The following is a 26,586-nucleotide window of genomic DNA, read 5'->3' on the forward strand; positions in this document are numbered from 1 at the left end:
CCTCTGTGGCCGGCGGGATCCGCTGCGGTGCCCGATTTCCGATGACCGGCCGCCGGCCGGCGATCCGGCGTACCTTGGGGATCATGCCTGTGCCGAGCGATCCGAATCCCCGCCTCCAGTCGTACGCCGATCCGCAGCGCCTGGTCACCACCGAGTGGCTGGCCGAGCACCTGGGCGACGAGGGCCTCGTCGTGGTGGAGTCCGACGAGGACGTGCTGCTCTACGACACCGGTCACATCCCGGGCGCCGTCAAGGTGGACTGGCACACCGAGCTGAACGACCAGGTCACCCGGGACTACCTCGACGCGGCGAGCTTCGCCGAGCTGTGCGCCGCGAAGGGCATCGGCCGGGACGACACGGTCGTCTTCTACGGCGACAACTTCAACTGGTGGGCCGCGTACGCCCTCTGGGTCTTCTCCCTCTTCGGCCACGCCGACGTGCGGCTGCTCGACGGCGGCCGGCAGAAGTGGGTGGCCGAGGGACGCGAGCTGACCCGGGAGAAGGTGACCCGCCCGCGCGCCGAGTACCCGGTGCCGCAGCGCGACGACGCGCCGATCCGGGCGTACCGGGAGCAGGTGATGGCGCACGTGGCCGCCGGCCGGCCGCTGGTCGACGTGCGCTCACCGGGCGAGTACACCGGCGAGATGCTGCACATGCCGGACTACCCGCAGGAGGGCGCGCTGCGGGGCGGGCACATCCCGGGTGCGGTGAGCAAGCCGTGGAAGTCCGCCGCGAACGACGACGGCACGTTCAAGTCGGCCGACGAGCTGCGCGCCATCTACGCCGACCAGCTCGGGCTGAGCCCGTCGGACGACGTGGTGGCGTACTGCCGGATCGGGGAGCGGTCCAGCCACACCTGGTTCGTGCTCCGGCACCTGCTGGGCTACCCGCAGGTGCGCAACTACGACGGCTCGTGGACCGAGTGGGGCAACCTGGTCCGGGCCCCCGTCGTCAAGGGCGACCAGCCGGGCGGCCTCGCCGCCTGACCCACCCGTCGCACGCGACCCCTCGCCGGGATCGCCGCCCCCACCCCCTTCGAGCCTGCACTTTCAGAGAAAGAGTGGCTATTCCGCGCGGAATAGCCACTCTTTCTCTGAAAGTGCGCGGGCTGAGGGGTGGGGTGGGGTGCGCGGGGGTGGGGGTCAGGGGGTGATGGTGTCTGGGGTGGGGCCGGTGAGGTAGCGCTGGACGGTGGGGGCGACCCAGGCGACCAGTTGCGCCGGGGTCAGCTCGACCACGGGCGGCAGGCCGACGATCCAGCGGGTGAACGCGATGCCGAGGATCTGGCTGGCGACCAGGCCGGCGCGTCGGGCCGCGGCGGCCGGGTCGGGGTCGAGCCGGGCCACCGCCGCGCCGAGCTGGCCGGCGAAGACGGCCCGCATCCGCTCCGCCGCGCCGGGGTTGGTGCTCGCGGTCCGCAGCAGCGCGACCAGCCGGTCGTCGGACTCCCAGCGGTCGACGAAGTGTCGGACCAGCGTCTCGCCGAGCTGGTCCTCGGGCACCTCGTGCAGGTCGGGCAGGCGCAGGTCGAACTCGGCCGCCGCGGCGAACAGCCCCTCCTTGCTGCCGTAGTAGCGCATCACCATCGACGGGTCGATCCGGGCGTCGGCGGCGATGGCCCGGATGGTGGCCCGCTCGTACCCGTCCGCGGCGAAGCGTTCCCGGGCGGCGCGCAGGATCGCGGCGCGGGTGGCGTCGGAACGGCGCGCAGTCATGTGCACGACTGTAGGCCAACAGGTGTTGACACCCGTCGGGGGTCGACCTACGTTTATGCCAACGCATGTTGGCAAACACTTGTTGGCATTGGAGGTGGTCGTCATGATGCCGCAGCGCACCGACGTCCTCGTGGTGGGAGCCGGGCCGACCGGGCTGGCCGCCGCCGTCACCCTCGCCCGGCGCGGTGTCGAGGTGACCGTCGTCGACCGGGCGGCCCGACCCCCGGTCACCTCCCGGGCGGCGGTCGTGCACGCGTACACGCTGGAGGTGCTGGACCGGATCGGCGCCGCCGCGCCGCTGGTCGATCGGGGGATCGCCTCCCCGCGGTTCACCGTGCGCGACCGCGACCGGATGCTGCTCAGCGTCGGCTTCGGCGACCTGCCGAGCCGCCACCCGTACGCGCTGCTGGTCTCCCAGTCGGTCACCGAGGCCGTGCTCACCGACCGGCTCACCGCGCTCGGCGGGCAGGTGCTCCGGCCGTACGAGATGACCGGGCTGGACCACGACGCGGCCGGCGCGGTGGTCCGCTTCGCCGACGGCGCGACGGTCCGGGCCCGCTGGGTGATCGGCGCGGACGGCATGCGCAGCACGGTGCGGGAGTCCGCCGGGATCCGCTTCGGCGGCCCGGACGACCCCGGGGAGTCCTTCGTCCTCGCCGACGTACGGACGCGCAGCGCGCTGCCCCGCGACGAGGTGTCGCTCTTCCTGGCCCGGTCGGGTCCGATGGTCTGGGCGCCGCTGCCCGACGGTGTGGTCCGGCTGGTCGCCTCGGTGGCCGAGGCCCCCCGCGAGCCGGACGCCGGCTACCTCCAGGCCCTGCTCGACGAACGCGGCCCCGCCCGGCGACCGGACCGGCTCACCGACGTGCTCTGGACCTCCCGGTTCCGGATCCACCACCGGATCGCCGAGCGGTACCGGCTCGGACCGGTGCTGCTCGCCGGAGACGCCGCGCACGTGCACAGCCCGGCCGGCGGGCAGGGGATGAACCTCGGCATCCAGGACGCCGTCGTCCTCGGCGACACCCTCGCCGACGTGCTCGCCGGCCGGCCGGACACGCTGCTCGACGAGTACTCCGCCGCCCGCCGCCCGCTCGCCGAGGAGGTGGTCGGCTTCGCCGGCCGGCTGACCCGGCTCGCCACCGTGCCGCCGGCCGGTCGGCCGCTGCGCGACCTGCTGCTGCGGGCCCTCTCCCGGACGCCCTCGGCACGTCGACGGCTCGCGCTGCGCCTCTCCGGGCTGACGAACCGGCCCGGCTAGGCTGCCCCGATGGGGCAGGTGTGGCGGGACTGGGGCGACGTGCTACTCGCCACGCTGGTCGCGGTGCCGGTGACGGTGCTGCTCACCGCGCTGCTGGCCCGCCGCAGGCGGGACGCGCCGACCCGCGAGGAGGCGTGGTGGCGCAGCGCCGCCGAGATCGGCATGGTCGCCGGGACGCTGCCGTGGGTCTGGATGATCCTCACCCCGCGCGACGCTCCCGGCGAGGTCAAGCTGGTCCCGCTGGTCGACATCGTCGACCTGGCCGACGACGGCGCGAGCACCTTCGTGGTCCAGGTCGTCGGCAACCTGCTGGTCTTCGCCGCGCTGGGCTTCCTCGCCCCGGTACGCGCCGCCGCCCTCGCCGGCGTCGGCCGGCTCTTCCTGCTCGGGGCCGCCGGCTCCGTGCTGGTCGAGTCGTTGCAGTACGCGCTCGACCTCGGCCGGGTCACCTCGGTCGACGACGTGCTGCTCAACGCGAGCGGCGCGGCCCTGGCCGGGCTGCTGTCGCGACGCTGGTGGGCGGGACGTCGACCGGCGCCCCAGCCGCCGGTGACAGTCCCCGCCACGAGTCGCGCGGAGACGGTGGCCGACCAGAGCAGCCGGTAGTCGCGGCCGAGACGCGGGGTGGTCATGCCCGCCGACCCTGCCCCCTCGACCCGGTCGAGGGTCGAAACGGGGCGGACGGCGTCGGCCCCCGCCGGTACGGTGAGCGCCGGAATCGGACCGGGGAGATCGCGTGGACCGCACCTTCCAGGTCGACCTGCGTGGCGTGGTCGACCTGCTCAGTCATCATCTCTACGGCAGCCCCCGGGTCTACGTCCGGGAGCTGCTCCAGAACGCCGTCGACGCGATCACCGCCCGGCGCGCGGCCGAACCGGACGCGCCGGCCCGGGTGCTGGTCGAGCCGCCCGAGCTGACCGGCGACGGCACGCTGCGGGTGCACGACACCGGCATCGGCCTCACCGAGGCGCAGGTGCACGAGCTGCTGGCCACCATCGGCCGCAGCTCCAAGCGCGACGAGCTGGGCTTCTCCCGGCACGAGTTCCTCGGCCAGTTCGGCATCGGCCTGCTCTCCTGCTTCCTGGTCGCCGACGAGATCCGGGTGGTCACCCGGCACGGCGACCAGCCCACCGTGCTCTGGACCGGCTGGTCCGACGGCCGGTACGCGGTCGCGCCGGCCCCGCCCGGCCAGGAGCGCGCCGAGCCCGGCACCACGGTGACCCTGGTGCCCCGGCGCGACGCCGACCAGTGGTTCGGCACGCCGACCGTCACCGAGCTGGCCCGCCTCTACGGCAGCCTGCTGCCGGTCGACGTCCGGGTCGGCGACACCCCCACCACCGCCGGCCCGCCGCCCTGGCCGACCCGCCCCGGCGCGCCGCTCGACCGGGCCGCCCTGATCCGGTACGCCCAGCAGACCCTCGGCTTCACCCCGTTCGACGTGGTGCCGCTGGCGGTCCCCGAGGCCGGGCTGACCGGGGTGGCCTACATCCTGCCCACCCCGGTGAACCCGGCGGCCCGCGCCGGCCACCGGGTGCACCTCAAGCGGATGCTGCTCACCGAGCACGCCGACGGCCTGCTGCCGGAGTGGGCGTTCTTCGCCCGCTGCGTGGTGGACGCCACCGAGCTGCGTCCCACCGCCAGCCGCGAGTCGCTCTACGAGGACACCCTGCTCGCCGCCACCCGGGACGCCCTCGGCGACCAGGTGCGCGGGTGGCTGGTCCGGCTCGCCCGGCACGACGCCCACCGGCTCGCCGAGTTCCTCCAGATCCACCACCTCGGGGTCAAGGCGCTGGCCCTGCACGACGACGAGATGCTGCGCCTGGTCGACCAGTGGTGGCCGATGGACACCAACGTCGGCACGCTCACCCTCGCCGAGTTCCGCCGCCGGCACGGCCTGATCCGGTACGCGGCCGGGCTGGACGAGTTCCGCCAGCTCGCCGCCGTCGCCGCCGCGCAGGACCTGGCCGTGGTCAACGGCGGCTACACGTACGACACCGAGCTGATCGAGCGACTGCCCACCGTGGACCGGTCGGTGCTCGTCGAACGGCTGGAGCCGAGCGACCTGACCACCCGCTTCGACAGCCTCGACCCGCAGGTCGAGCTGGCCCTGCGGCCGTTCCTGACCGGGGCGCAGCGGGCCCTGGAACGGCTCGGCTGCGAGGTGGTGGTCCGGGCGTACGACCCGGTGTCGCTGCCCGCGCTCTACCTGGTCAGCCGCTCGGCGGCGTTCAACGACCAGCTCGCCGCGAGCCGTGACAAGGCCGACGAGCTGTGGGGCGGGGTGCTGGACGCGCTGGCCGCCTCCGCGCCCCCGGACCGCCCGCAACTGGTGCTCAACCACCGCAACCCGCTGGTCCGCCGGGTCACCACGCTGACCGACCCGGAGCTGGTCGGCCTCGCCGTCGAGGCGCTGTACGGGCAGGCGCTGCTGCTCGGGCACCACCCCATCCGCGCGGCCGACGCCGCGCTGCTGAACAGTTCCTTCCTCGGCCTTCTCGGCCGGGCCGTACCCGGACGGAGTGAGCCGTGAGCGACGACGACCTGTGGCGCGTGCTGCGCGACATCCACAACATGCCGTACGGCGCGGGGCAGGTCGCCGCGCTGGAACAGCTGCTCCGGCGGGCCGACGCGGGCGACGACCGTAACCTCGCCTTCGCCGCCCGGATGCAGGCCACCACCGCGTACGTCTACGGCGGCGAGCCGGCGAAGTCCTTCGTGACCTTCTCCTGGTGCCTGGCCGAGTTCGACCGTGACCCGCAGCCGTACCACCAGCGCTTCACCCACCAGCTGCTCTGGCATTTCAAGTACATGGTCAACGCCATGCTGAAGTTCCCCGAGCTGCCGCTGGACCGCACCTACGCCGTGCTCGACGACATGGAACGGCGCTACCGCGACAGCGGGCACACCCTCCAGGCCGTCCACAAGCACCGCTACCTGGTCGCCTCGCACGTCGGCGCGCACGACGAGGCCGCCGAGTGGTACCGCAAGTGGCTGACCACGCCGCGGGACGCGCTCTCCGACTGCGCCGGCTGCGACCCCACCACCCAGGTGCAGCACCTCACCGAGGCGGGCCGGGCCGACGAGGCGGTGGCGCTGGCCGAGCCGGTCCTCGCCGGGCGGCTGACCTGCAACGAGCAGCCGCAGGCGATCCTCACCGCGCTGCTGCCGGCGTACCTGGGCACCGGCCGGCGCGACGCCGCGCGGGACGCGCACCGGGAGGCGTACCGCCGGCTGCGGTCCAACCTCTCCGACCTGTGGGACATCGCCGACCACGTCGAGTTCTGCACGGTGACCGGCAACGGGGCACGCGCCCTGGAACTGGTCGAGCGGCACCTGGACTGGCTGGACCGGGCGCCCACCCCGGCCGCCGGGATGCACTTCGCCGCCGCCGCGTCCGCCGCGTTGCGGCAGGCGCCGGGCGGGCTGACCGTGCACCGCCGGGCCTCCGGCGACCGGCCGGCCGGCGAGGTGCCGGTGGGCGCGCTCGCCGACGAGCTGGCCGGCACGGCGACCGCGCTGGCCGCCCGCTTCGACGCGCGCAACGGGACGTCGTACCAGTCCGAGCGGATCGCCCGGCGGCTCGCGGCCCGGCCCGAGGGCGAGCACCTGCCGCTCTCGGCCAGCCTGCGCCGCCGCCCGGCGGACGCCACCACGTCGGCTCCGGCCGGCGGGGTGGCGGCCGAGCCGGTGCGGGTGCCGGCCGACGCGAGCCCCGAGGAGCTGCTCGCCCTCGCCGAGGAGTGCGTGCGGACCCACCGGCTGGACGGGATGCGGGCCGCGCTGCGGGCGTACGACGAGCGGTTCGATGGCACCGAGCAGCCGGCGGCCGTCCTCGCGCACCGGCTGGAGCTGCACGCGGCCGAGGTGTACGAGTCGGCCGACGGCGGCGCCGGGACGGAGGCGGTCGAGGCGAACCGGCGGGCGCTCGCGGCCTGGCGGGAGGTGCCCGACCCGCTGCGCGCGCAGGTGGTGGCCGGGCGGCTCGGTGCGCTGCTCTGCATGTCCGACGAGGACGCCGAGGAGGGCCTGGCGCTGGTCCGCGCGTCGGTCGGGTACCTCGACGAGCACGGCGACCAGCGGGAACGCGCCGCCGCCCACGACCGGCTCGCGCTGGCGTACGTGCACCGGGAGCGCTGGACGGAGGCGCTGGCGGCGGTCGAGCGGGCCGCCGCCGAGGCGGACGTCGACCCCTGGCTGGCGAGCCGGGTGGCAATGCACCGGGTGCACGTGCTCGAACGGCTGGAGCGCGGCGAGGAGGCCCGGAAGGCGGCCGAGGAGGCCCGCCGGCTCGCCCGGGAGGTCGGCGCGAACGACCTGCTGACCTTCGCCTGCCTGGCGTACGCCCGCTGGGTGGACGACCCGGCGGACGCGGTGACCGCCTGCGACGAGGCGCTGCGCGTGGCCCCGGCCGACGCCCGGCTGCCCGTCCGGGTGACCCGGGGGCGGGCGTTGCTCGGCGCCGACCGGGCGTCCGAGGCGGTCGACGACCTCGCCGAGGCGGTGACGCTCTGCGTGGAGCAGGGCGCGGACGGCGACGCCTTCCTGCGCTGGGAACTGGCGAACGCGTACCGGATGGCCGGCCGGCTCGGTGAGGCCGCCGAGGTGGCCGAGGAGGCGGTGATCGGGCTGGACCGGCTCGGCGCGCAGGCCGAGGCCGACCGGTGCCGGCACCTGCTGGCCGGGGTGTACGAAGGGCTGGGCGAGATCGACTCGGCGCTCGGGCTGCTCGACCAGCTCGCCGTCAACCTCGACGGCCCGGACAACCTCCCGCACCGCGGGCAGGTGCTGGAGGAGGCCGGCGGGATCCTCTACCAGGCCGACCGGGACGCGGTCGCCGCGCAGCGGTTCGACGCGGCGGCGGCGGCGTACCGGCTGGCCGAGCTGCCGCTCGACGAGCTGCGGGCGCGGCGTCGGCAGCTGCTCGCCCTCTTCTGGGCCGGTGACCTGCCGGCCGCGTCCGCCCTGATCGACGTGGTCGACCAGGCCGACGCGGCGCTCACCGGCCTGCCGGAGGAGCCGGTGGTGACGTACGAGCGGGCGCTGGCGGCCGAGGCGGTGGCGCGGGTGCTGACCGGTGAGGAGCGGCTGGTCGCCGCGTTGGACCGGCTGGACGGGGTGGCCGGGCGGCTACGGTCGATCGAGGCGTTCGGCGAGGCCGCCCAGGTGGAGCTGCTCACCGGCGAGCTGCTGCTGCGCTCGGACCGTCCGGCGGAGGCGGAACGGCTGCTCCGGGAGGTGCTGGGTGGCCTGCCGTCCGGCAGCCGACCGGCCAGCCAGGCGGCCTGGCTGCTGGCGAAGGCGCTGGACGAGTTGGGCCGCGCCAGCGAGGCGACCGCCCTCCGCGCGGAGCACGGCCTCACCGACTCCTGAACCCGGGGCGGGTGGTGCGGCGCCCGGACGGGCCGACATGTGAGGCAACCGGTGGGTAACCGAGCCTCCACCACGGTGCGGACGCGGTCTAGGCTTGCCCGGTGGCGGTGGAACAGCAGGGGCGGATCGGGGCGAACGGCGTGGCGGGTGCGGGTCGACGGCGGTCCCGCCGGGACGAGATCCTGGAGATCGCGGTCGGCCTCTTCGCCGCGCGCGGCTACCACGGCGTGTCGATGGACGACATCGGCGCCGCGGCCGGGGTGACCGGACCGGCCCTGTACCACCACTTCGCCGGCAAGGAGGCCATGCTGGTCGCCGCGCTGATCCCGGTCAGCGAGGGGCTGCTCGACGGCGGCCGGGACCGGGCCGCCGGCCGCCCCGGCGACCCGCGCGGCGCGCTGGAGTCGCTGATCGACTTCCACGTCGAGTTCGCCCTGGCCAACCCGGCCGTCATCGCGCTGCACCTGCACGAGCTGGACCGGCTCCCCGACGAGCCGCGCCGCCGCATCCGCCGGCTCCAGCGGCTCTACGTCGAGGAGTGGGTGACGGTGCTGACCGCGCTGCACCCGGACCTGCCCGACGGTGAGGCACGGGTGCTCGCCCACGCCGCGTTCGGCCTGATGAACTCGACGCCGTTCCTCGGTGGCGAGGTGGACCGCCGCCGCCGTGCCGAACTGCTCCGCGCCGCCACCCTGGCCGCCCTCATCGCCCCCACCGCCCCCGCCTGATCCACCCCCACCGCCCGGCCCGACGCCGCCGACCGACTTCTTCAGGGGTGCGTCGGAGTGGGTGGGGTGGTGACTCGTGAGTAACGGCGGGTTGTGGTTACCTGGCAGCCGTCCCCACCCCTGGACGTCGGGAGGAAACATGATCGAGTCGCTGCTGGTCGCCAACCGGGGCGAGATCGCCCGCCGGATCATCCGTACCGCCAAGCGGCTCGGCGTCCGTGCGATCGCGGTGCACTCGGAGGCCGACGCCGGCCTGCCGTTCGTCACCGAGGCCGACGAGGCCGTCTGTGTGGGCCCGGCCAACCCGGCGCAGAGCTACCGGAACGTGGAGGCGATCCTCGCCGCCGCCAAGTCCACCGGCGCGCAGGCGATCCACCCCGGCTACGGCTTCCTCTCCGAGAATGCGGACTTCGCCCGTACCGTCGAGGCCAGCGGGCTGATCTGGGTCGGGCCCGGCGCGGACGCGATCTCCGCGATGGGCGACAAGATCAACGCGCGGAACCTGATGGCGGCGGCCGGGGTCCCGGTCGCGCCCGGCACCACCGACCCGGCGGCCGACCTGGCCGCGGCGGTCGCGGCGGCGACCGAGATCGGCTACCCGGTGATGGTCAAGGCCGCGGCCGGTGGCGGCGGCATGGGCATGGCCGTGGCCGCCGACGAGGCCGCGCTGGCCACCGAGTACGACAAGGTGCGCGCCTTCGCCGAGCGGATGTTCGGCGACGGCTCGGTGCTGATCGAGCGGTACTTCCCCCGGGTGCGCCACGTCGAGGTGCAGATCCTCGGCCTGGCCGACGGCCGGGTGGTGGCGCTCGGCGAGCGGGAGTGCTCGGTGCAGCGCCGCAACCAGAAGCTGGTGGAGGAGTCGCCGTCCCCGGCGGTCTCGCCCGAGCTGCGCGAGCGGTTCCTGGCCGCGGCCGTACGCGCCGGCGAGGCGGTCGGCTACCGCAACGCCGGCACCGTGGAGTGCCTGCTCGATCCTGCCACGCAGGAGTTCTTCTTCCTGGAGATGAACACCCGCCTCCAGGTGGAGCACCCGGTGACCGAGTACGTCTACGGCGTCGATCTGGTCGAGGAGCAGCTGCGGGTGGCCGCCGGCCTCGCGCCGACCTTCGACCCGGACGCGCTCGCCCCGCGCGGGCACGCCATCGAGCTGCGGATCAACGCCGAGGACCCGAAGCGCTTCCTGCCCGGACCCGGCGCGATCAAGACCTGGGTGGAGCCGACCGGCGAGGGTGTCCGGGTCGACTCGGGCTACGTCGAGGGCAACACCGTCACCCCGTTCTACGACAGCCTGATGGCCAAGCTCATCGTCAGCGGCAACGACCGGGCCGAGGTGATCGAGCGGGCGAAGGCGGCCGTGGCCGGCTTCGAGATCGCCGGCCCGAAGTGCAACCTCCCCTTCTTCGCCGAGCTGCTGGAGAACGCCGAGTTCCGCTCCGGCGACTACGACACCGGCATCGTCTCCCGCATGCGCTGACCCCTCCCACCCCCTGCCCGCCCCGCCGTCCGTGCGGCCGCGCCGCCCGTGCGGCCGCGCTGTCGATCATGAAGTTGTTGCGCTGCGACACGCCGACACGGCGGGCGACAACTTCATGATCGACGCAGCGGGGAGGGCGGGGGTGGGGTGGTGGGTGCGCGGGGGTGGGGCGGGGTGGGAGGGTGGAGGTACCCAACACGTAACCCCGTCACAGTGAGGTGACCCCTTATGGCGGAACTGCCGGACTTCGTCTCCATCCGGGAGGTCGGACCTCGGGACGGGCTCCAGAACGAGGAGCCGATCCCCACCGACTCCAAGGTGCGACTGCTCGACGCCCTGTCCCGCACCGGCGTACGGCGGATCGAGGCGGTGTCGTTCGTCCACCGGAAGGCGATCCCGCAGATGGCCGACGCCGACGAGGTGTGGCAGCGGGCCACGAAGGCGGACGGGGTGCGGTACTCCGCCCTGGTGCCGAACACCCGGGGGGCGCAGCGCGCGCTGGCCGCCGGCTTCACCGAGATCGAGGTCGTCGTCTCGGCGAGCGACACCCACAACAAGCGCAACGTCAACCGGTCCACGGCCGAGTCGCTGGACGACATCGCCGAGCTGATCGACCTGCTGCACGGCGCGGGAGCCCGGGCCGAGGTGATCGTGGCGACCAGCTTCGGCTGCCCGTACGAGGGGGACGTGGACCCGCAGCGGGTCGCCGGCATCGTCGACCGGGTGGTCCGTGACGGCGCCGACCGGGTGGCGTTCGGCGACACCACCGGCATGGGTACGCCCCGTCGGGTCCGTGAGCTGCTCACCGCCGTACGCGACCGCAACGCGCACGTCCCGGTGCTGCTGCACTTCCACAACACCCGGGGCACCGCGCTGGCGAACCTGCTCACCGCCCTGGAACTCGGCGTGACTGAGTTCGACGCCAGCGTCGGCGGCCTGGGCGGCTGCCCGTACGCGCCCGGAGCCAGCGGCAACCTGGCCACCGAGGAGGCGGTGCACATGCTGCACGACATGGGCATCGACACCGGCATCGACCTGGACGCGCTGATCGAGGCGGCCGAACTGGCCGAGGAGCTGACCGGCAAGCGGCTGCCCTCCGGCGTCCTGCGCGCCGGCCCCCGCACCCGCCTCACACCGCTCCCCACCTGACCACCCCACCCCACCCCACCCACACCACGCCGGGTTGATCGAGAGGTTCGGGTACGAATCGGCGGCGGAGCCGTACCCGAACTTCTCGATCACCGCAGTGGGGTGGCCGGGTGGAGCCGGCGGGGGGGGGGTGGGTGTGTGGGCTCGCCGGAGGAGGCGTCGATGCGCTAGCCTAACGATCGTTCAGGTCAGGCGGGTCCGCTCACGAGGCGGGGCCGGCGCAGGGGGCGAGGGAGTCGGCGTGACGCTCGACGGTGAGGCACTGGAGCAGCTGCGCAAGCGCGCCCGGGCCGGCGGTGCGGACAAGTACCACGCGGCGAACGCCGCCAAGGGCAAGCTCTTCGCCCGGGAGCGGGTCGCGCTCCTGGTGGACGAGGGATCGTTCGTCGAGGACGGCCTCTACGCCAACGCGCTGGCCGAGGGGCTGCCCGCCGACGGGGTGGTCACCGGCACCGCCACCATCGACGGCCGGCAGGTCTGCCTGATGGCGAACGACTCGACGGTCAAGGCCGGCAGTTGGGGCGCGCGTACCGTCGAGAAGATCATCCGGATCATCGAGCGGGCGTACGCGACCGGCGTGCCGATGGTCTACCTGGTCGACTCGGCCGGCGCCCGGATCACCGACCAGGTCGAGCTGTTCCCGGGCCGGCGGGGCGCCGGGAAGATCTTCTGGAACCAGGTCCGCGCCTCCGGCTCGATCCCGCAGGTCTGCGCGCTCTTCGGGCCGAGCGCGGCGGGCGGGGCGTACATCCCGGCGTTCTGCGACGTGGTGGCCATGGTGGACGGCAACGCCAGCATGTACCTCGGCTCGGACCGCATGGTCGAGATGGTGACCGGTGAGAAGACCACGCTGGAGGCGATGGGCGGGGCCAAGGTGCACTGCGCCGAGTCCGGCGTGGGGCACTTCCTCTGCAAGACCGAGGCCGACGCGCTCGACGTGGTGAAGCGGTACCTGTCGTACCTGCCGGCGAACTGGACGCAGCAGCCGCCGGCCGTCGAGCCGGCGCCGGCGTCGGAGAAGGTCGACCTGGCCGCGCTGGTGCCGGCCAGCGAGCGGCAGGCGTTCGACATGCGCCGGTACGTCAAGGGCCTGCTCGACGACGGCAGCTTCTTCGAGATCCAGGCGCTCTGGGCCAAGGAGCTGACCATCGGCTTCGGCCGGCTCAACGGCGAGGTCGTCGGCGTGGTCGGCAACAACTCGATGTTCAAGGGCGGGGTGCTCTTCGTCGACTCGGCCGACAAGGCGACCCGGTTCGTGCAGCTCTGCGACGCGTTCAACGTGCCGCTGCTGTTCCTGAGCGACGTGCCCGGGTTCATGGTCGGCAGCGCGGTGGAGAAGCAGGGCATCATCCGGCACGGCGCCAAGATGATCACCGCGATCTCCGAGGCGACCGTACCGAAGATCTGCGTGGTGGTCCGCAAGGCGTACGGCGCGGGCCTCTACGCGATGGCCGGCCCCGGGTTCGAGCCGGACGCCACGATCGCGCTGCCCACCGCCAAGATCGCGGTGATGGGCGCGGAGGCCGCGGTCAACGCCGTCTACGCCAACAAGATCGCCGCGATCTCCGACGAGGCCGAGCGGGCCGCCTTCGTCGCCGCGAAGCGCGAGGAGTACGAGCGGGACATCGACATCGTCCGGCTCGCCAGCGAGCTGGTGGTCGACGCGATCGTCGAGCCGCACGAGTTGCGCGCCGAGCTGGTCCGCCGGTTCGCCGCCGCTCGTACGAAGGAGCGGCACTTCTCCCGGCGTCGGCACGGCGTCACCCCGGTCTGACCCGCACCGGCGGCCCGGCCACCGTGCCGGCGCCGCCGGTCGCCCTGACCGCGCAGACCGCCGTTCGTTCCGCAACACCCGACACGCAACACCCGATCGGCAAGGCCCGGACCGCACCGGCCAGCACGACCCGTCCCGGCGTCACGAGCGCCCGGCGGCCCGTCCACACAGGAGGATGAGATGGACTTCCGGCTCAGCGAGGAACAAGAGGCGCTGCGGTCCAGCGTGCGGGAGTTCGCCCGCGAGGTGATCGCGCCGGTGATCGGGGAGCACTACGAGAAGCACACCTTCCCGTACGAGATCATCCGGCAGATGGGCAAGATGGGCCTGTTCGGCCTGCCCTTCGGCGAGGAGCACGGCGGCATGGGCGGCGACTACTTCGCGCTCTGCCTGGCCCTGGAGGAGCTGGCCCGGGTCGACTCCAGCGTGGCGATCACCCTGGAGGCGGCGGTCTCGCTCGGCGCCATGCCGATCTACCGGTTCGGCACTCCGGAGCAGCAGGCGCAGTGGCTGCCGAAGCTGCTCAGCGGCGAGGCCCTGGCGGCCTTCGGGCTGACCGAGCCGGGCACCGGCTCCGACGCCGGTGGCACCCAGACCCGGGCGGTGCTGGACGAGGCGACGAACGAGTGGGTGATCAACGGGTCGAAGGCGTTCATCACCAACTCGGGCACCGACATCACCGCGCTGGTCACCGTCACCGCGGTCACCGGCACCCGGCCGGACGGCGCCAAGGAGCTGTCCACCATCATCGTGCCGTCGGGGACGCCGGGCTTCACCGTCGCGCCGGGCTACTCCAAGGTCGGCTGGACCGCCTCGGACACCCACGAGCTGACCTTCGACGACTGCCGGGTGCCGGCGGCCAACCTGCTCGGCGAGCGGGGCCGGGGCTTCGCCCAGTTCCTGCGCATCCTCGACGAGGGCCGGATCGCCATCGCCGCGCTCGCCGTCGGCCTGGCCCAGGGCTGCGTCGACGAGTCGATCAAGTACGCGAAGGAGCGCCACGCGTTCGGCCAGCCGATCGGCAACTACCAGGCGATCCAGTTCAAGATCGCCGACATGGAGATGAAGGCGCACACCGCCCGGCTCGCGTACTACGACGCCGCCGCCCGGATGCTGGCCGGCGAGCCGTTCAAGCGGCAGGCCGCGATCGCCAAGCTGCACGCCAGCACCGTGGCCGTCGACAACGCCCGCGAGGCCACCCAGATCCACGGCGGCTACGGCTTCATGAACGAGTACCCGGTGGCGCGCTTCTGGCGGGACTCCAAGATCCTGGAGATCGGCGAGGGCACCTCCGAGGTGCAGCGGATGATCATCGCCCGCGACCTGGGCGTCTGAGGCGTCGACCGATCCCCGCCGCCCCGACCGGGTGGCGGGGATCTGTCGTATTCCGGGGCGTCGGCGATACGACGTACCGGTGTCGGCCGTCGTATCCCCTCCGTACCCTTCCTGCCCATGACTCCGGCTCATGATCACCAGTTGGGTCCGGGTGGTCGTACCCCCCTCGGGGAGCTGTTGCGGGGGCACCGGACGGCCGCCGGCCTGACCCAGGCCGAGCTGGCCCAGCGGGCCGGGATCGGCGTGCGGACGGTCCGTGACCTGGAACGCGGCCGGGCCAGCCGGCCGCAGCGCAGCACCGTCGAACTGCTCGCCGACGCGCTCGGCCTCGCCGACGGTCCCCGGGCCGCCTTCCTCTCCGCCGCCCGGGGCCGGACCGCGGACCGGGCCGCCGAGGGCGGGGTCCCCGCGCTCACCGCCGCCACCCCGGCCACCTCCCCGGGTACGCCGTTCGCGCTGCCGCCCCCGGTCGAGCTGATCGGCCGGGAGCAGGACCGGGCCGACCTCGCCGCGCTGCTCACCGACGAGGCGGGGCCGCCGGTGGTGAGCCTGGTCGGGCTCGCCGGGGTCGGCAAGACCGCGCTGGCCCTGGCGGTGGCGCACGAGGTCGTCGACGCGCACCCGGGCGGGGTGGCCGGGGTGCTGGTCGGCGAGGGCTCCGACCCGGCCGACGTGCTCGCCGCGATCGGTGCGGTCCTCGGCGCGTCCCGCCTGCCCGACCTCGCGGTACGGCTGCGGGGCCGGCCGGCGCTGATCCTGGTGGACGCGGTGGAACGGGCGCCGGATCCGGTCGCCGAGGCGCTGCGGCGGCTCACCGACGCGGTGCCCACCCTGCGGGTGCTGGTGACCGGCCGGCACCCGGTGGGCGTACCGGGGGAACTGGTCCGGCCGGTCGCCCCGCTGGACGTCCCCCCGCCGGACGTGGTCGACGCCGCCGAGCTGGCCCGCTACCCGGCGGCGGCGCTCTTCACGGCCCGGCTCGCCCGGGTCCGGCGGGAGCCGCCCGATCGGCGGGAGCTGCCCGCGCTGGCCGCGCTCGTGCGCCGCCTCGGCGGGCTGCCGTTGGCCATCGAGCTGATGGCGGCCCGGGGCCGGATCCTGGACCTCGGCGAACTGCTCGACCGGTACGGCGACCGCGTCCTCGACCTGGCCACCGCCGACCTGGGCCGGCGCGGGTGGGAGCCGGCCGGCTCCGCCGTCCGGGCCGCCGTGGCGGTGACCCTGCGGGAGGCCGTGGCGACCAGCTACCGCCTGCTCGCCCGCCCCGAGCGCGCGGCGCTGCGCCGGCTCTCGGTCTTCGCCAACCGGTGGTCGGTGGAACTGGCCGAGGAACTGCTCGCCGACGGGGGTGGAGCCGTCACCGACCCCGTGCCGCTGTTGGACCGGCTGGTGGAGTTGGGCCTGCTCAGCGTCCGGGGCACCGGGCCGTTCCGGTTCCGGTTGCTCGACGCGGTACGCGACTTCGCCGGTGAGCGGGCCGCCGGCCGTGGCGAGCTGACCGCGATCCGCCGCCGGCACGCGGTGGTGGTGACCCGGCTGGTGGTGCGTACCGCGCCGGAGCTGGTCGGCCCGGAGCTGTCCCACGCGGTACGCCAGTTGGACGAGGTGACCAGCGACATCAGCGCCGCCCTGGCGCACGCGGCCACCGACGATCCGCTCACCGCGCTGCGGCTGGCGGCGTCGCTGACCCGCTGGTGGCGGCTGCGCGGGCGGGACGTCACCGGCAGGCAGTGGCTGCGGCGGCTGCTGGCGGATCCGCGTACCGCCGACGCCGACCCGGTGCTGCGGGCGTGGGCGCTGCTCGGGGTGGCCCGGCTCGCCGCCGAGCACGGCGCCGGGGCGCAGGAACTGCCGGCGGCCCGGGCGGCGCTCGATGCGTTCACCGCGCATGCCGACGTCACCGGTGAGCTGGAGGCGCGGACCGTGCTCTGCGCCCTGCTCATCGCCACCGGCGGGTACGACGAGGCGCGTGACCAGGCGCGGGCGGTGCTCGCCCTGGCCACCCGGCACGGCCGGGTACGCGACATGGCGGTCGCCCAGAACAACCTCACCTGGCACGAGATCCGCCTCGGCGACCTGGGTGGCGCCCGACGCCGGCTCGCCAGGGTGGACCGGCTGGCCGCACAGTGCGGTGAGCGGCGGCTGCGTCTGCTGGCCCGGGCCAACCTCGCCGAGGTGGCCCGCCACCAGGGCCGGTACGCCGAGGCGGTGGAGCTGGGCCGGCGGGTGGCGGCGGCGCTGGCCGAGCTCGGCGATCCGGGGCACCGCCGCCGGGTGCTCGGCACGGTGGGGCTGGCGCTGGCCCGGGACGGCCGGGCGGACGAGGCCGCCGAGGTCCTGGCCGAGCTGCGCGCGGACGCGGACCGGGCCGACGACGCGCTGCCCGGGCCGGGACGCCCGGGGCGTCCGGCGGCGTCGGGTCTCTCAGCGTCGCCGGCTGTGGCCGGCCTGTCGTCGGGCGCCCTGTCCGGGGCCGGCCCGTCGGTCGCCCCGCCCGGGTTCGGCCTGTCGTCGGTCGCTCCGACCGTGGGCGGGCCGTCCGGGGCGGTCCGGCCGGAGGAGGGGATCTGCGCCCTCATCGAGGGGACGGTGGCGCTGCGTCGGGGTGACCGGGAGTTGGCGGCGGAGTGGTTCGGCGTGGCGGTGGACGCCGGCGCCGGTGGTCAGGACCGGCGGGACGTGGTCGAGGCGCTGGTGGGCCTGGCGGCGAGCACCGGCGATCCGGCCGTCCGGGACCGGCTGGACCGGGCCTGCCGGGAGAGCGGCATCCGGCTCCTGCCGTACGAGGTGGCGCTGCTCCGCGACGCCGACGAGGGCAGCTGAGCCGGCGGCCTCGGCCGGAGGGCGGGGGAGGCGCGAGCGAAGAAGCCCCCTGACACCCCTCGCTGCATCGCTCGCGCCCTGCACCCCCCGGTGCTCCCCCGCGCGGGTCGAACGTTAGCCAGCCGAGGCGTCCGCTTTGCGCGTCTTCCCGGGGTTGTCCTGACCGGCTGCCGTAGTTCTGCCGGTGGTTCTGCCGGTGGCTCCGGCGACTGGGCAGGAAGGGGGTCGGGGCGAGCGAGGGGGCGGGCCGGGGGGGCGAGCGAGGGGATCAGGCGAGGGGCGAGGGCGGTTCGTTGGCCGGGGCGGTGTCGGTGCTGCCGGCGGTCGCGCCCGGATGGACGGCGTCGCGTACCCGGCGCAGGCCGTCGAGCATGGCCGAGAGGGCCTGCGGTTCGAGCTGGCCGGTGAACCACTGCTCGATGATCCGCAGGTGGCCCGGGAGGGTCTCGTCCAGCCGGCGCAGCCCGGACGGGGTGACCACCGCGTACGAGCTGCGCCGGTCGGACGGGCAGGCGCGCCGGCAGAGCAGTCCGTCGCGCTCCATCCGGTCGACGACCCGGGTGACGCCGCTGGTGGAGAGGGAGGTCTGGGCGGCGAGGTCGGTCATCCGCAGTTGGTTGCCGGGAGAGCGGGCGAGGCGCATCAGCACCTCGAACTCGACGGCTGAGAGGCCGTGCTCCTCGTACTGCGCGGCGAACCGCGCCGACAGCCCGGCGTGCGCCTCGACGAGCAGGCCGACGGCGGTGATCCGGGGGTCGTCGAACACGTTCTTTTCCACCTGGTCATCCTAACAGTGGTTGACACGGGGAATATTGCTATGGCTATAGTTGCTCAGTCAGTCGTTGGGCTACTAAACATTCTCCTGGAGGGCAGCTTCATGACCAGCACCGAGTCGGTTACCCGCGACTGGGACGGCCTTACCATCCCCACCGCCGGCACCTACCTGCTGGACGTCGCGCACAAGCGGGTCGGCTTCGTGGCGCGGCACATGATGGTCAGCAAGGTGCGCGGCGAGTTCGCCGACGCCTCCGCCACCATCACCGTCGCCGAGGACCCGATGCAGTCCTCGGTCACCGCCACCATCCAGGCGGCCAGCATCGACACCAAGCAGGCGGACCGGGACGCCCACCTGCGCAGCCCCGAGTTCCTCGACGTCGAGACCTTCCCGACGCTGGAGTACCGGAGCACCGCCGTGAAGTCCCGCGACGGCAACGAGTTCGTCCTGCTCGGTGACCTGACCATCAAGGGCGTCACCCGCCAGGTCGAGCTGGAGGTCGAGTTCGAGGGCGTCGGCCGTACCCCGTTCGGCACGGACGTGTTCGGCTTCACCGCCACCACCGAGATCGACCGGGAGGACTTCGGTCTGACCTGGAACGTGGCCCTGGAGACCGGCGGCGTCCTGGTCGGCAAGAAGGTCAAGATCGAGATCGAGGGCGAGGCCGTCCGCCAGGCCTGAACCACCTTGACGCGAAAGGCCCCCGCCCCCTCCCCGGGGCGGGGGCCTTCGCCACATCCGGGTGCGAATCGTCACGTGATGGTGGCAACCTGTACCGGTGCCGACGCGGGCAGATGGGTAGAGAGGCCCGGAGCGCCGCCGACCCATGGCTCTGGCCCTGGCGAGATGTCGCTCTTACCGTGGTTGTTCACAACGCGCGACGGAACGACACCGTTCCGCGCGCCTCGCGCCTGGAGGGCACATGGGTAGAGACGTCGAGCAGGGCGCCTTCTCCCGGGAGGACCGGGTCCGCTACCGGCAGAAGGTCCGGCGCTGCCTGGACGTCTTCGCGTTGATGCTGGACGACTTCGGCTTCGACGCGGACCGACCGATGACCGGCCTGGAGATCGAACTCAACCTGATGGACCCGGCGGCCGAGCCGGCGATGCGCAACGAGGAGATCCTGGCCGCCATCGCCGACCCGCTGTTCCAGACCGAGCTGGGCCAGTTCAACCTGGAGCTGAACGCCAAGCCCCGGCTGATCGAGGGCGCCGGCTTCGCCGACTACGAGCAGGACCTGCGCAGCAGCCTGACCCGGGCCGACGAGCGGGCGGCCAGGTCCGACGCGCGGATCGTCCTGGTCGGCATCCTGCCCACCCTCACCGAGCGGCACCTGGTGGCGGACAACCTCTCCACCAACGAGCGCTACCGGGTGCTCAACGACCAGATCGTCGGTGCCCGGGGCGAGGACATCGAACTCGACATCCGGGGCGTGGAGCGGCTCCAGACCCACACCGACTCGATCGCCCCGGAGGCCGCCTGCACCAGCCTCCAGTTCCACCTCCAGGTCGCGCCGGACAGCTTCGCCGACTACTGGAACGCCTCCCAGGCCATCGCGGGCGTCCAGGTCGCGGTCGGCGCCAACTCCCCCTTCCTGTACGGGCGGCAGCTCTGGGCGGAGACCCGGATCGCGCTGTTCCAGCAGGCCACCGACACCCGTCCGGACGAGCTGAAGGCCCAGGGCGTACGACCCCGGGTGTGGTTCGGCGAGCGGTGGATCACCTCGATCTTCGACCTGTTCGAGGAGAACGTCCGCTACTTCCCGCCGCTGCTGCCGATCTGCGAGGACGAGGACCCGGTCGAGGTGCTGCACGCCGGTGGCGTACCGCAGCTCGCCGAGCTGCGACTGCACAACGGCACCGTCTACCGCTGGAACCGCCCGGTCTACGACATCATGGACGGTCGTCCCCACCTCCGGGTGGAGAACCGGGTGCTGCCCGCCGGCCCGACCGTGGTCGACATGCTGGCCAACGCCGCCTTCTACTTCGGGCTCGCCCGCGGGCTGGCCGAGGCGGACCGGCCGATCTGGAGCCAGCTCACCTTCAGCTCCGCCGAGGAGAACTTCCACGCCGCCGCGCGCCGGGGCATGGACGCCGTCCTGCACTGGCCCCGCCTCGGCGACGTACCGGTGACCAAGCTGGTCCTGGACACCCTGCTGCCGACGGCCGCGACCGGCCTGGACCGGTTCGGCGTCGCCCCGGCCGAGCGGGACCGACTGCTCGGCATCATCGAGCAACGCTGCCGTACCGGCCGCAACGGCGCGGTCTGGCAGACCGAGGCGGTCTGGGCGGCCGAGCGGCGGCACGGCCTGGACCGGGACGCCGCGCTGCACCACATGGCCGGCCGCTACGCGCAGCTCCAGCGCAGCAACGAGCCGGTGCACACCTGGCCGGTCGACTGATCCGACGCCCGACCCCGGCCGCCGGCTCAGCGGGTGCGGCGGCCGGGCCGGGGCTTCGGGCCGGTGGCGGGGCCCGCGTCGTCCGAGTGTCCGCCGGTGGACGTGCCGCCGGTCGACGGCTCGGCGACGGAGAGGTCGCCCGTCGACGACTCCACCGGTGTCGAGTCGACTCCGGTCGAGCCCGCTCCGGTGGCGGTGGCTCCGGTCGCGCCGGCTACGGTCGAGCCGGCGCTGGTCGCGTCGGTGCCGGTCGAGTCGGGCGAGGCGGTGCGGCCCCGCCGGGCCGAGACGCCGCGCGACCGGGCGCCGGTGGCCGGGCCGGTCGTCGTGGCATCGGCGGGCCTGGTCGCCCGGCCGGACTCCGTCCCGGCCTCGGCGAGCATCGGGTCCGCCGCCGGGCCCGCCGTGGTGGTGGCCGTCTTCGGCGTACGGCCGGCGCGCCGGGCGCCGGTGAGCGCGAGGGCCGGGTCGGCGGGGGCGGGCTCGTCGACGATCGTGGGTTCGCCGGTGCGCTGCCGGGGCACGGTCACCTGCGGCCCGGCGGCGGCGCGTCGGTCGGCGCGCTGGGCGAGCGCCGCCACCAGCACCGAGCCGGCCGCGCCGATCACCACCGCGTACGGGGCGAAGAGCTGGGCCGACACCTGCGCCGGGGTGATCGAGGCGAGCCGGGGTACGGCGAGCAGGTAGGCCACCGCGACCAGCAGCGGTCCGGCCGCCCCGGAGACGGCCGCGCCGAGGCGACGTTCCGCCACCCGGGCGGTACGCCGTGCGGCCAGCGCGCCGATCACCAGCGCCGAGCCGGCGGTGAGCAGGACCCCCGGCCAGTACACGTAGTCGCGCAGCCAGAAGCCGGGCCGGTCGCCGCTGATCTGCCAGATGCCGAGCTGGGCGGTGGCCAGGCCGCGTCCGGCCAGCACGCCGTCCACCACCGAGACCACGGCGAGCAGCCAGAGCCAGCCGACCGTGGCGATCACGTTGCTCGCGGCGGCCCGGGACGCGAGCGCCCAGAGGGCGGCCAGCAGCCCGAGCAGGACCCCGGCGGCGGCGTACCCGGCGGCGACGGTCTGCGGAGCGAAGATGTCCGGCACGGTGGCCGCCCGGGCCGGCACGGCGACCAGCAGCACGGTCAGCGCCGAGCCCAGCGCCCCGCCGACCGCCAGCGCCACCCGGCGCAGCGTGCCGCCCGGTGGCGCGTCGGCGTCGGCGCCCCGGTCGTCGAGTCGCTGCGCGACCACGGCGCCCAGCACGCCGGAGACGGCCGCTATCCAGGTCGCCCACGCGAGGCTGGCGAACCACGCCGCCTCGGTGCGCCCGGCCTCGGCCGGCGCCCAGTCGATGATGCCCAGCCCGTAGGCGAAGCCCAGTTGTGCCGCGCCCACGCCGGCAGCCACGCCGACCGCAGTGGCGACCGATGCTCCCCAGCCCCGTCTGGCCATGCGGGGCAGCGTAGCGTTCCCTGGTCGGCCCGGCGAGTCGTGGCGGGGCCCGTTCGACGTGCGGTGACGGGTTGGCGGCACCGGGTACGGTCGCCGGTGACGAGGCGGGAGCGCGATGAGCGACGGACACACCCTTGCGGACGGCGCGGAGAACCGGCGACCGGGCCGGGCGTCCCTGGTGCTCGGCGGCGCGTTGGCGTTCGTCCTGCTGGCCTCGGTCGGGGCGACCGTCGGGTGGCTGTTGGCCGATCCGACGTCGTCCGGGACCACGCCACCGGCCGCCTCCTCGGTCACCGTCTCCCCGTCACGTTCGACCGTGCCGGCCCCGGCGCCGCCCACCACCACCCGGCCGTCCGCCCCACGGACCACCTCGCCGGCCCCGTCGCGGACCTCGTCCGGCCTGACGGTTCCCGCGCTCGTCGGCACCGACTTCGAGAAGGCCCGGGACGAGTTGCGGGACCGGAAGCTGAGTTGGCGGCTGGTCTTCGGCACCGGGTCGGGACGGGACGTGGTGCGGACCGATCCGGCTCCGGGCACCCCGGTCACCCGGGGCACCACCGTGCAGGTGTACGTCGCCGGACCGGCCCCGCAGGTCGAGGTCCCGGACCTGGTCGACGACGACTGCGCCGACGTCGCCGAGGAACTCGGTGAGCGGGGCCTCTACCCGCGCTACCCGACCGGCCGGGCCGGCACGGTGACCGCCCAGGTCCCGGCGGCCGGCGCCACCGCCCGGTGGAACGACCAGGTCGCCGTCTCCTGCGGCGCGGAGCAGGGCTGACCGGGGTCTCTCGCTGCGGCGGAGCCCACCGACCCGGATCCCGGCACGGGCGGGTCGCGGTGCTGATCCCGGTGGCGGGTGACCGCGCCCGTTACCGTGGACGGGCGAGGGCCACGACGCCTGCCCGGTGGGAGAGGACGTGCGATGAGCGACGACCGCCAGGAGCCCGCCGACGACGCGACGCGCCCGCTGCCCCCGCCCGAGGACCGTGCCGCCGCCGCGCCACCACCGCCGGACGCGACCGCCCGGCACGAGCCGTTGGACGCGACGGCCCGGCACGAGCCGTTGGACGCGACCGCGTCCCAGGAGCCGATCGACCGGACCCGGCCGCTGCCTCCCACGGGCGGCGGGGCCTCGACGGAGCCCGCCCCGGCCGTCTGGTCCGGGCGGGCGGGAGTGCCGCCACCGCGTCCGGCCGACCACCGGGAACCGGCCGAGTGGTACGGCGAGGAACAGCGCCCGGGTCACTGGTGGATGCCGATCCTGCTCGGGATCCTGGCGCTGCTCCTGCTCGGCGCCCTCGGCGCGGGCATCTGGCTGGCCCTGCGGGCGGCGGACGAGCGGGACGAGGACCCCACCCCGCCTCCGCTGCCGACCAGCGCTCCGGCGACCACGGCCGCCCCGACGAGCACCGCGCCCAGCACCGAGCCGCCCAGCACGCCACCGACCACGGCAGCGGCCCGGGTGCCGATGCCACCCCTGGAGGGGCAGTCCCGGGCGACCGCGGAACGGATCCTGGACCGGATCGGCCTGTCGTACCGGGTGGAGACCCGGGAGTCCGAGGAGCAGGCACCGGGCACCGTGATCGAGACCGACCCGGAAGCCGGTGAGCCGGTCCGCCCCGGTGAGGACGAGGTGACGCTGGTGGTGGCGACGGCTCCGTCACCCTCCCCTTCGGCCACCGGGTCCGACGAGCCGAGCCCGGAGCCGAGCCCGACGCCCTGAGTCGAGAGCCCGCGGCAGCGGGGCGGGCCGGGAGGTGGGCGGCCGGCCCGGGTCACCACATCCGGCGTCTGGTCCCCACCAGGCCCAGCCCGGCCAGCGAGATCGCCAGCCCGAGCAGTCCCGACCAGAAGAGCGACTGGCTGAGCGCCTGCCGCTGGTCGGTCGACGACCGGCCGGCCGGTGCGTCGGCGAGCGCCCCCTCGCCGCCGCCGGCACCCGGGCCGGTGCCGGTCGTCGAGTCGGTGCCGGCGTCCGGGCCACCCGCGGCGTCCGGCTCCGTCGCGGCGTCGGCCGGCGGACCCCAGTCGTCCGGATCACCGGGGTCGCCCGTGTTCCCGCCGCCGGACGGGGCCTCGACGACGGTGATCTCGGGAGCCGGCACCGGCTCCGCCAGCCGGGTCGCCGACTCGGCCGGGTACCGCACCAGCACGACGAGCGTGAGGGCGGCGCCGACCAGCGCCATCAGCCCGAAGGCGTAACCGGTACGGGACCTGTGGTGCCGCCGCGCGGCGGGCATAGGAAGCATGGCCATCCCAGGTTCAGGGTCCGGGACGCGCGGGGTGGAGACGTTCGCCGGGGTGGGCGTACCGAGTCTATGGCGACGGCACGCCCTCCGACCGGGTAATGGCGCAGCTCAGCCCACCGGAACGGGCGTCCGGTTGAGCGGCCGCCGGGGCCGTACGGTGTGCGGGCGCGGCGCGGGAGCGGCCTGGAGCGTCCGGAGGCCGGCCTGCTGGACGAAGATCGACCGCCGGTTGACCGCGTCCCCCGATGCGTTCAACTCGTAACCGTCGAGCCAGAGCCAACCGTCGTAGGTGGGCCAGTCGAGTACCCGGATGACCCGGAACGTGATGGGCCTGAGGAACTGGACACTCGCCGCGCGAGTCACGTGCAGTACGTCACCAGAGCGGGGAAGCACATGGGCTCCTGTGAAGATATGGCCGGCGGTGCCGACCGGAGGTGATCGGGGGAAGTGTGCGATCCCGTGGGCGGGTCGTGCCCCGTGGACCGGTGGATCGTCGGTGCTGGTCGGGCCGTACCCGCTGGTGGCGGACCGCCACCCGACCATCACCCGGCTGCTCCCGGGTACCGCTCCCGCCGCCGCAGCCGTCCGGCGTGCAGCGGCGGGGTCCTCACCCCGGGGCAGGTCTCGTCGTCGCAGCAGGCGCGGGACGCCCGACCGTCGCCCGGCCGCCGGTGGGTTCGCCACGGCGGGGAAGCATCCGGAGACGGTGAGTGATCCGAGCCATACGGACAGACTGCATCAGCGTCGTGCGACATGCAAGTTGCACGTCGACTTTTGCCGATACGTGAGTACGACACGTGAACGAGGCGCTTGAAGACGCCGACCCCGGAGCGGCACACTGGACGCCGGTTTCGCCCGTCGCGGCCGGTCGACGACCGGCACCACCCCTGCCGCGAACGATCGCCCGCCATCCGGTCGCGCCCTCGGCGGGTGTGGACGCAGGCGCGAGCGACCGGAGGTAACCGGGTGAGCGCGAGGCAAGGCCGTCGCCGTCCAGCGACCCGAGGGGTGACGCGGTGAGCGAACGGCGCAGCCCCACCATCCGGCGTCGCCGGCTGGGGGCGGAACTCCGCCGCCAGCGGGAGGCCGCCGGGATCACCATCGAGGTGGTCGCCGAGCAGTTGGAGTGCTCCGCCTCGAAGATCTCCCGGATCGAGACCGGTCACACCTCGGCCACCCCGCGCGACGTCCGGGACATGCTGCGGATCTACGGCGTGGTCGGCACCGAGAGCGACGAGCTGGTGCAGATCGCGCGGGAGGCCCGGCAGAAGGGGTGGTGGCACCCGTACAGCACGGTGCTGGTCGGGGCGTACGTCGGGCTGGAGGCGGCGGCCAGTTCGATCCGGGCGTACGAGCAGCAGGTGGTGCCGGGACTGCTGGAGACGGAGGAGTACGCCAGTGCCATGATCCGGGCGGCCCGCCCGGACTTCACCGTAGACCAGGTGCAACAACGGGTGCGTGTCCGTCTGGGGCGTCAGTCGTTGTTGACCCAGGACGATCCGGTCGATTTGTGGGTGGTGCTCGACGAGGCGGTGCTGAGCCGGCCGGTGGGCGGCGACGAGGTGATGCGTGGCCAGCTCAAGCGGTTGGTGGAGGTGGCCGAACTGCCGAACGTGACGTTGCAGGTCCTGCCCTTCGAGGTGGGCGCGCACGCCGGCATGGACGGCACGTTCACCATTCTCAGCTTCCCCGAACCGAGTGATCCCGATGTCGTGTACGCGGAGAACGCCACGGGTGGGCTCTTCCTGGAGAAGAGCGACGAACTGCAGAAGTACAGCTTCATCTTCGATCACATTCGAGCAGCGGCCATTCGCCCGGAGGAATCCATAGCTCACATCGCGAAACTGGTAGAGGAGCCGCTGTGGAAATGGCGACCAAGGAGTACCCCGTGGACCTGACGCGGGCGGCGTGGTTCAAGAGCTCGAAGAGCGGGCCGAACTGCGACAACTGCGTCGAGGTGGCGTACGTGACGGGGGCGGTCGGGGTTCGGGACTCGAAGGACAAGGCGGGCCCGGCCCTGATCTTCGCTCCGGGCGACTGGCACGCCTTCGTCGGCGGCGCGCGGAGTGGTGCGTTCACGCGGCACTGAGCAACGC

The 26,586-nt window shown here is 74.2% G+C and carries 22 protein-coding genes; 17 read left to right on the plus strand and 5 right to left on the minus strand.

The genetic code is table 11. The features are described 5' to 3' along the window. Positions 1–83 precede the first annotated feature (83 nt). A complete protein-coding gene (locus GA0070614_RS16125; protein ID WP_088979463.1) occupies positions 84–986 on the plus strand; it encodes a sulfurtransferase in 903 nt (300 codons plus the stop codon). 156 nt (positions 987–1,142) lie between these two features. Here the strand turns inward: GA0070614_RS16125 and GA0070614_RS16130 are convergent, their stop codons facing one another. Beyond that, complete coding sequence (locus GA0070614_RS16130) at positions 1,143–1,715, minus strand: TetR/AcrR family transcriptional regulator (RefSeq protein ID WP_088976735.1); 573 nt, start codon at positions 1,713–1,715, stop codon at positions 1,143–1,145. A gap of 103 nt (positions 1,716–1,818) precedes the next feature. Here GA0070614_RS16130 and GA0070614_RS16135 point away from each other — a divergent pair, with 103 nt between their 5' ends. The 10 genes from GA0070614_RS16135 (at position 1,819) to GA0070614_RS16180 (ending at position 17,629) form a co-directional block, all read left to right on the plus strand. Further along, on the plus strand, positions 1,819–2,973 hold the full coding sequence (locus tag GA0070614_RS16135) for an FAD-dependent oxidoreductase (protein WP_088979464.1): 1,155 nt from the start codon (positions 1,819–1,821) through the stop codon (positions 2,971–2,973). A 9-nt stretch (positions 2,974–2,982) separates the two neighbouring features. Further along, the gene (locus GA0070614_RS16140) at positions 2,983–3,579 is read left to right on the plus strand and encodes a VanZ family protein (protein ID WP_088976736.1); all 597 of its coding nucleotides are present in this window, start codon (positions 2,983–2,985) and stop codon (positions 3,577–3,579) included. 130 nt (positions 3,580–3,709) lie between these two features. Then, on the plus strand, positions 3,710–5,503 hold the full coding sequence (locus tag GA0070614_RS16145; protein WP_088976737.1) for an HSP90 family protein: 1,794 nt from the start codon (positions 3,710–3,712) through the stop codon (positions 5,501–5,503). After that, positions 5,500–8,343: a hypothetical protein gene (locus GA0070614_RS16150; protein WP_088976738.1), complete on the plus strand. Its 2,844-nt coding sequence runs from the start codon at positions 5,500–5,502 to the stop codon at positions 8,341–8,343. Before GA0070614_RS16145 ends, GA0070614_RS16150 begins: the two co-directional genes overlap by 4 nt. 101 nt (positions 8,344–8,444) lie before the next feature. Further along, positions 8,445–9,071, plus strand: coding sequence for a TetR/AcrR family transcriptional regulator (locus tag GA0070614_RS16155; RefSeq protein ID WP_088976739.1), 627 nt, complete (start codon positions 8,445–8,447; stop codon positions 9,069–9,071). A 139-nt stretch (positions 9,072–9,210) separates the two neighbouring features. Further along, entirely contained in the window at positions 9,211–10,548 is a 1,338-nt protein-coding gene (locus GA0070614_RS16160) for an acetyl-CoA carboxylase biotin carboxylase subunit (protein ID WP_088976740.1), read from the plus strand. A 237-nt stretch (positions 10,549–10,785) separates the two neighbouring features. Further along, the gene (locus GA0070614_RS16165; protein ID WP_172892600.1) at positions 10,786–11,697 is read left to right on the plus strand and encodes a hydroxymethylglutaryl-CoA lyase; all 912 of its coding nucleotides are present in this window, start codon (positions 10,786–10,788) and stop codon (positions 11,695–11,697) included. A 241-nt stretch (positions 11,698–11,938) separates the two neighbouring features. After that, the gene (locus GA0070614_RS16170; RefSeq protein WP_088976742.1) at positions 11,939–13,471 is read left to right on the plus strand and encodes an acyl-CoA carboxylase subunit beta; all 1,533 of its coding nucleotides are present in this window, start codon (positions 11,939–11,941) and stop codon (positions 13,469–13,471) included. 180 nt (positions 13,472–13,651) lie between these two features. Then, positions 13,652–14,806: an acyl-CoA dehydrogenase family protein gene (locus tag GA0070614_RS16175; protein WP_088976743.1), complete on the plus strand. Its 1,155-nt coding sequence runs from the start codon at positions 13,652–13,654 to the stop codon at positions 14,804–14,806. 117 nt (positions 14,807–14,923) lie between these two features. Further along, complete coding sequence (locus GA0070614_RS16180) at positions 14,924–17,629, plus strand: ATP-binding protein (RefSeq protein WP_088976744.1); 2,706 nt, start codon at positions 14,924–14,926, stop codon at positions 17,627–17,629. Positions 17,630–17,897: 268 nt separating this feature from the next. Here GA0070614_RS16180 and GA0070614_RS16185 read toward each other — a convergent pair whose 3' ends face one another. Further along, positions 17,898–18,407: a MarR family winged helix-turn-helix transcriptional regulator gene (locus GA0070614_RS16185; RefSeq protein WP_088976745.1), complete on the minus strand. Its 510-nt coding sequence runs from the start codon at positions 18,405–18,407 to the stop codon at positions 17,898–17,900. A 99-nt stretch (positions 18,408–18,506) separates the two neighbouring features. On the opposite strand from GA0070614_RS16185, the gene GA0070614_RS16190 reads away from it, so the two are divergent. Then, the gene (locus GA0070614_RS16190; protein WP_088976746.1) at positions 18,507–19,085 is read left to right on the plus strand and encodes a YceI family protein; all 579 of its coding nucleotides are present in this window, start codon (positions 18,507–18,509) and stop codon (positions 19,083–19,085) included. Between the two features lie 241 nt (positions 19,086–19,326). Next, positions 19,327–20,805 (plus strand): glutamate--cysteine ligase family protein, encoded by a 1,479-nt coding sequence (locus GA0070614_RS16195; RefSeq protein WP_088976747.1) that lies wholly within the window; start codon positions 19,327–19,329, stop codon positions 20,803–20,805. A gap of 26 nt (positions 20,806–20,831) precedes the next feature. Here GA0070614_RS16195 and GA0070614_RS16200 read toward each other — a convergent pair whose 3' ends face one another. Beyond that, positions 20,832–22,241 carry a hypothetical protein gene (locus tag GA0070614_RS16200; RefSeq protein WP_231933301.1) on the minus strand — a complete coding sequence of 470 codons (1,410 nt, stop codon included), beginning with the start codon at positions 22,239–22,241 and terminating at the stop codon, positions 20,832–20,834. 115 nt (positions 22,242–22,356) lie between these two features. Between GA0070614_RS16200 and GA0070614_RS16205 the strand changes: the two genes are divergently transcribed. Continuing rightward, the gene (locus GA0070614_RS16205) at positions 22,357–23,019 is read left to right on the plus strand and encodes a PASTA domain-containing protein (protein WP_088976748.1); all 663 of its coding nucleotides are present in this window, start codon (positions 22,357–22,359) and stop codon (positions 23,017–23,019) included. Positions 23,020–23,163: 144 nt separating this feature from the next. Continuing rightward, positions 23,164–23,964 carry a PASTA domain-containing protein gene (locus GA0070614_RS16210; RefSeq protein ID WP_088976749.1) on the plus strand — a complete coding sequence of 267 codons (801 nt, stop codon included), beginning with the start codon at positions 23,164–23,166 and terminating at the stop codon, positions 23,962–23,964. Positions 23,965–24,016: 52 nt separating this feature from the next. On the opposite strand, the gene GA0070614_RS16215 is transcribed toward GA0070614_RS16210, so the two are convergent. Together GA0070614_RS16215 and GA0070614_RS16220 are read right to left on the minus strand one after the other, a co-directional pair. Continuing rightward, positions 24,017–24,496: a hypothetical protein gene (locus tag GA0070614_RS16215; RefSeq protein WP_088976750.1), complete on the minus strand. Its 480-nt coding sequence runs from the start codon at positions 24,494–24,496 to the stop codon at positions 24,017–24,019. A 102-nt stretch (positions 24,497–24,598) separates the two neighbouring features. After that, positions 24,599–24,883, minus strand: a complete 285-nt coding sequence (locus tag GA0070614_RS16220) for a hypothetical protein (RefSeq protein ID WP_088976751.1) — start codon at positions 24,881–24,883, stop codon at positions 24,599–24,601. Between the two features lie 623 nt (positions 24,884–25,506). Between GA0070614_RS16220 and GA0070614_RS16225 the strand changes: the two genes are divergently transcribed. After that, positions 25,507–26,388: a helix-turn-helix domain-containing protein gene (locus GA0070614_RS16225; RefSeq protein ID WP_088976752.1), complete on the plus strand. Its 882-nt coding sequence runs from the start codon at positions 25,507–25,509 to the stop codon at positions 26,386–26,388. Next, on the plus strand, positions 26,358–26,579 hold the full coding sequence (locus GA0070614_RS16230; RefSeq protein ID WP_088976753.1) for a DUF397 domain-containing protein: 222 nt from the start codon (positions 26,358–26,360) through the stop codon (positions 26,577–26,579). Before GA0070614_RS16225 ends, GA0070614_RS16230 begins: the two co-directional genes overlap by 31 nt. Positions 26,580–26,586: the final 7 nt, after the last annotated feature.

Origin of the sequence: Micromonospora coxensis, assembly GCF_900090295.1 — a bacterium.
Classification (GTDB): domain Bacteria; phylum Actinomycetota; class Actinomycetes; order Mycobacteriales; family Micromonosporaceae; genus Micromonospora; species Micromonospora coxensis.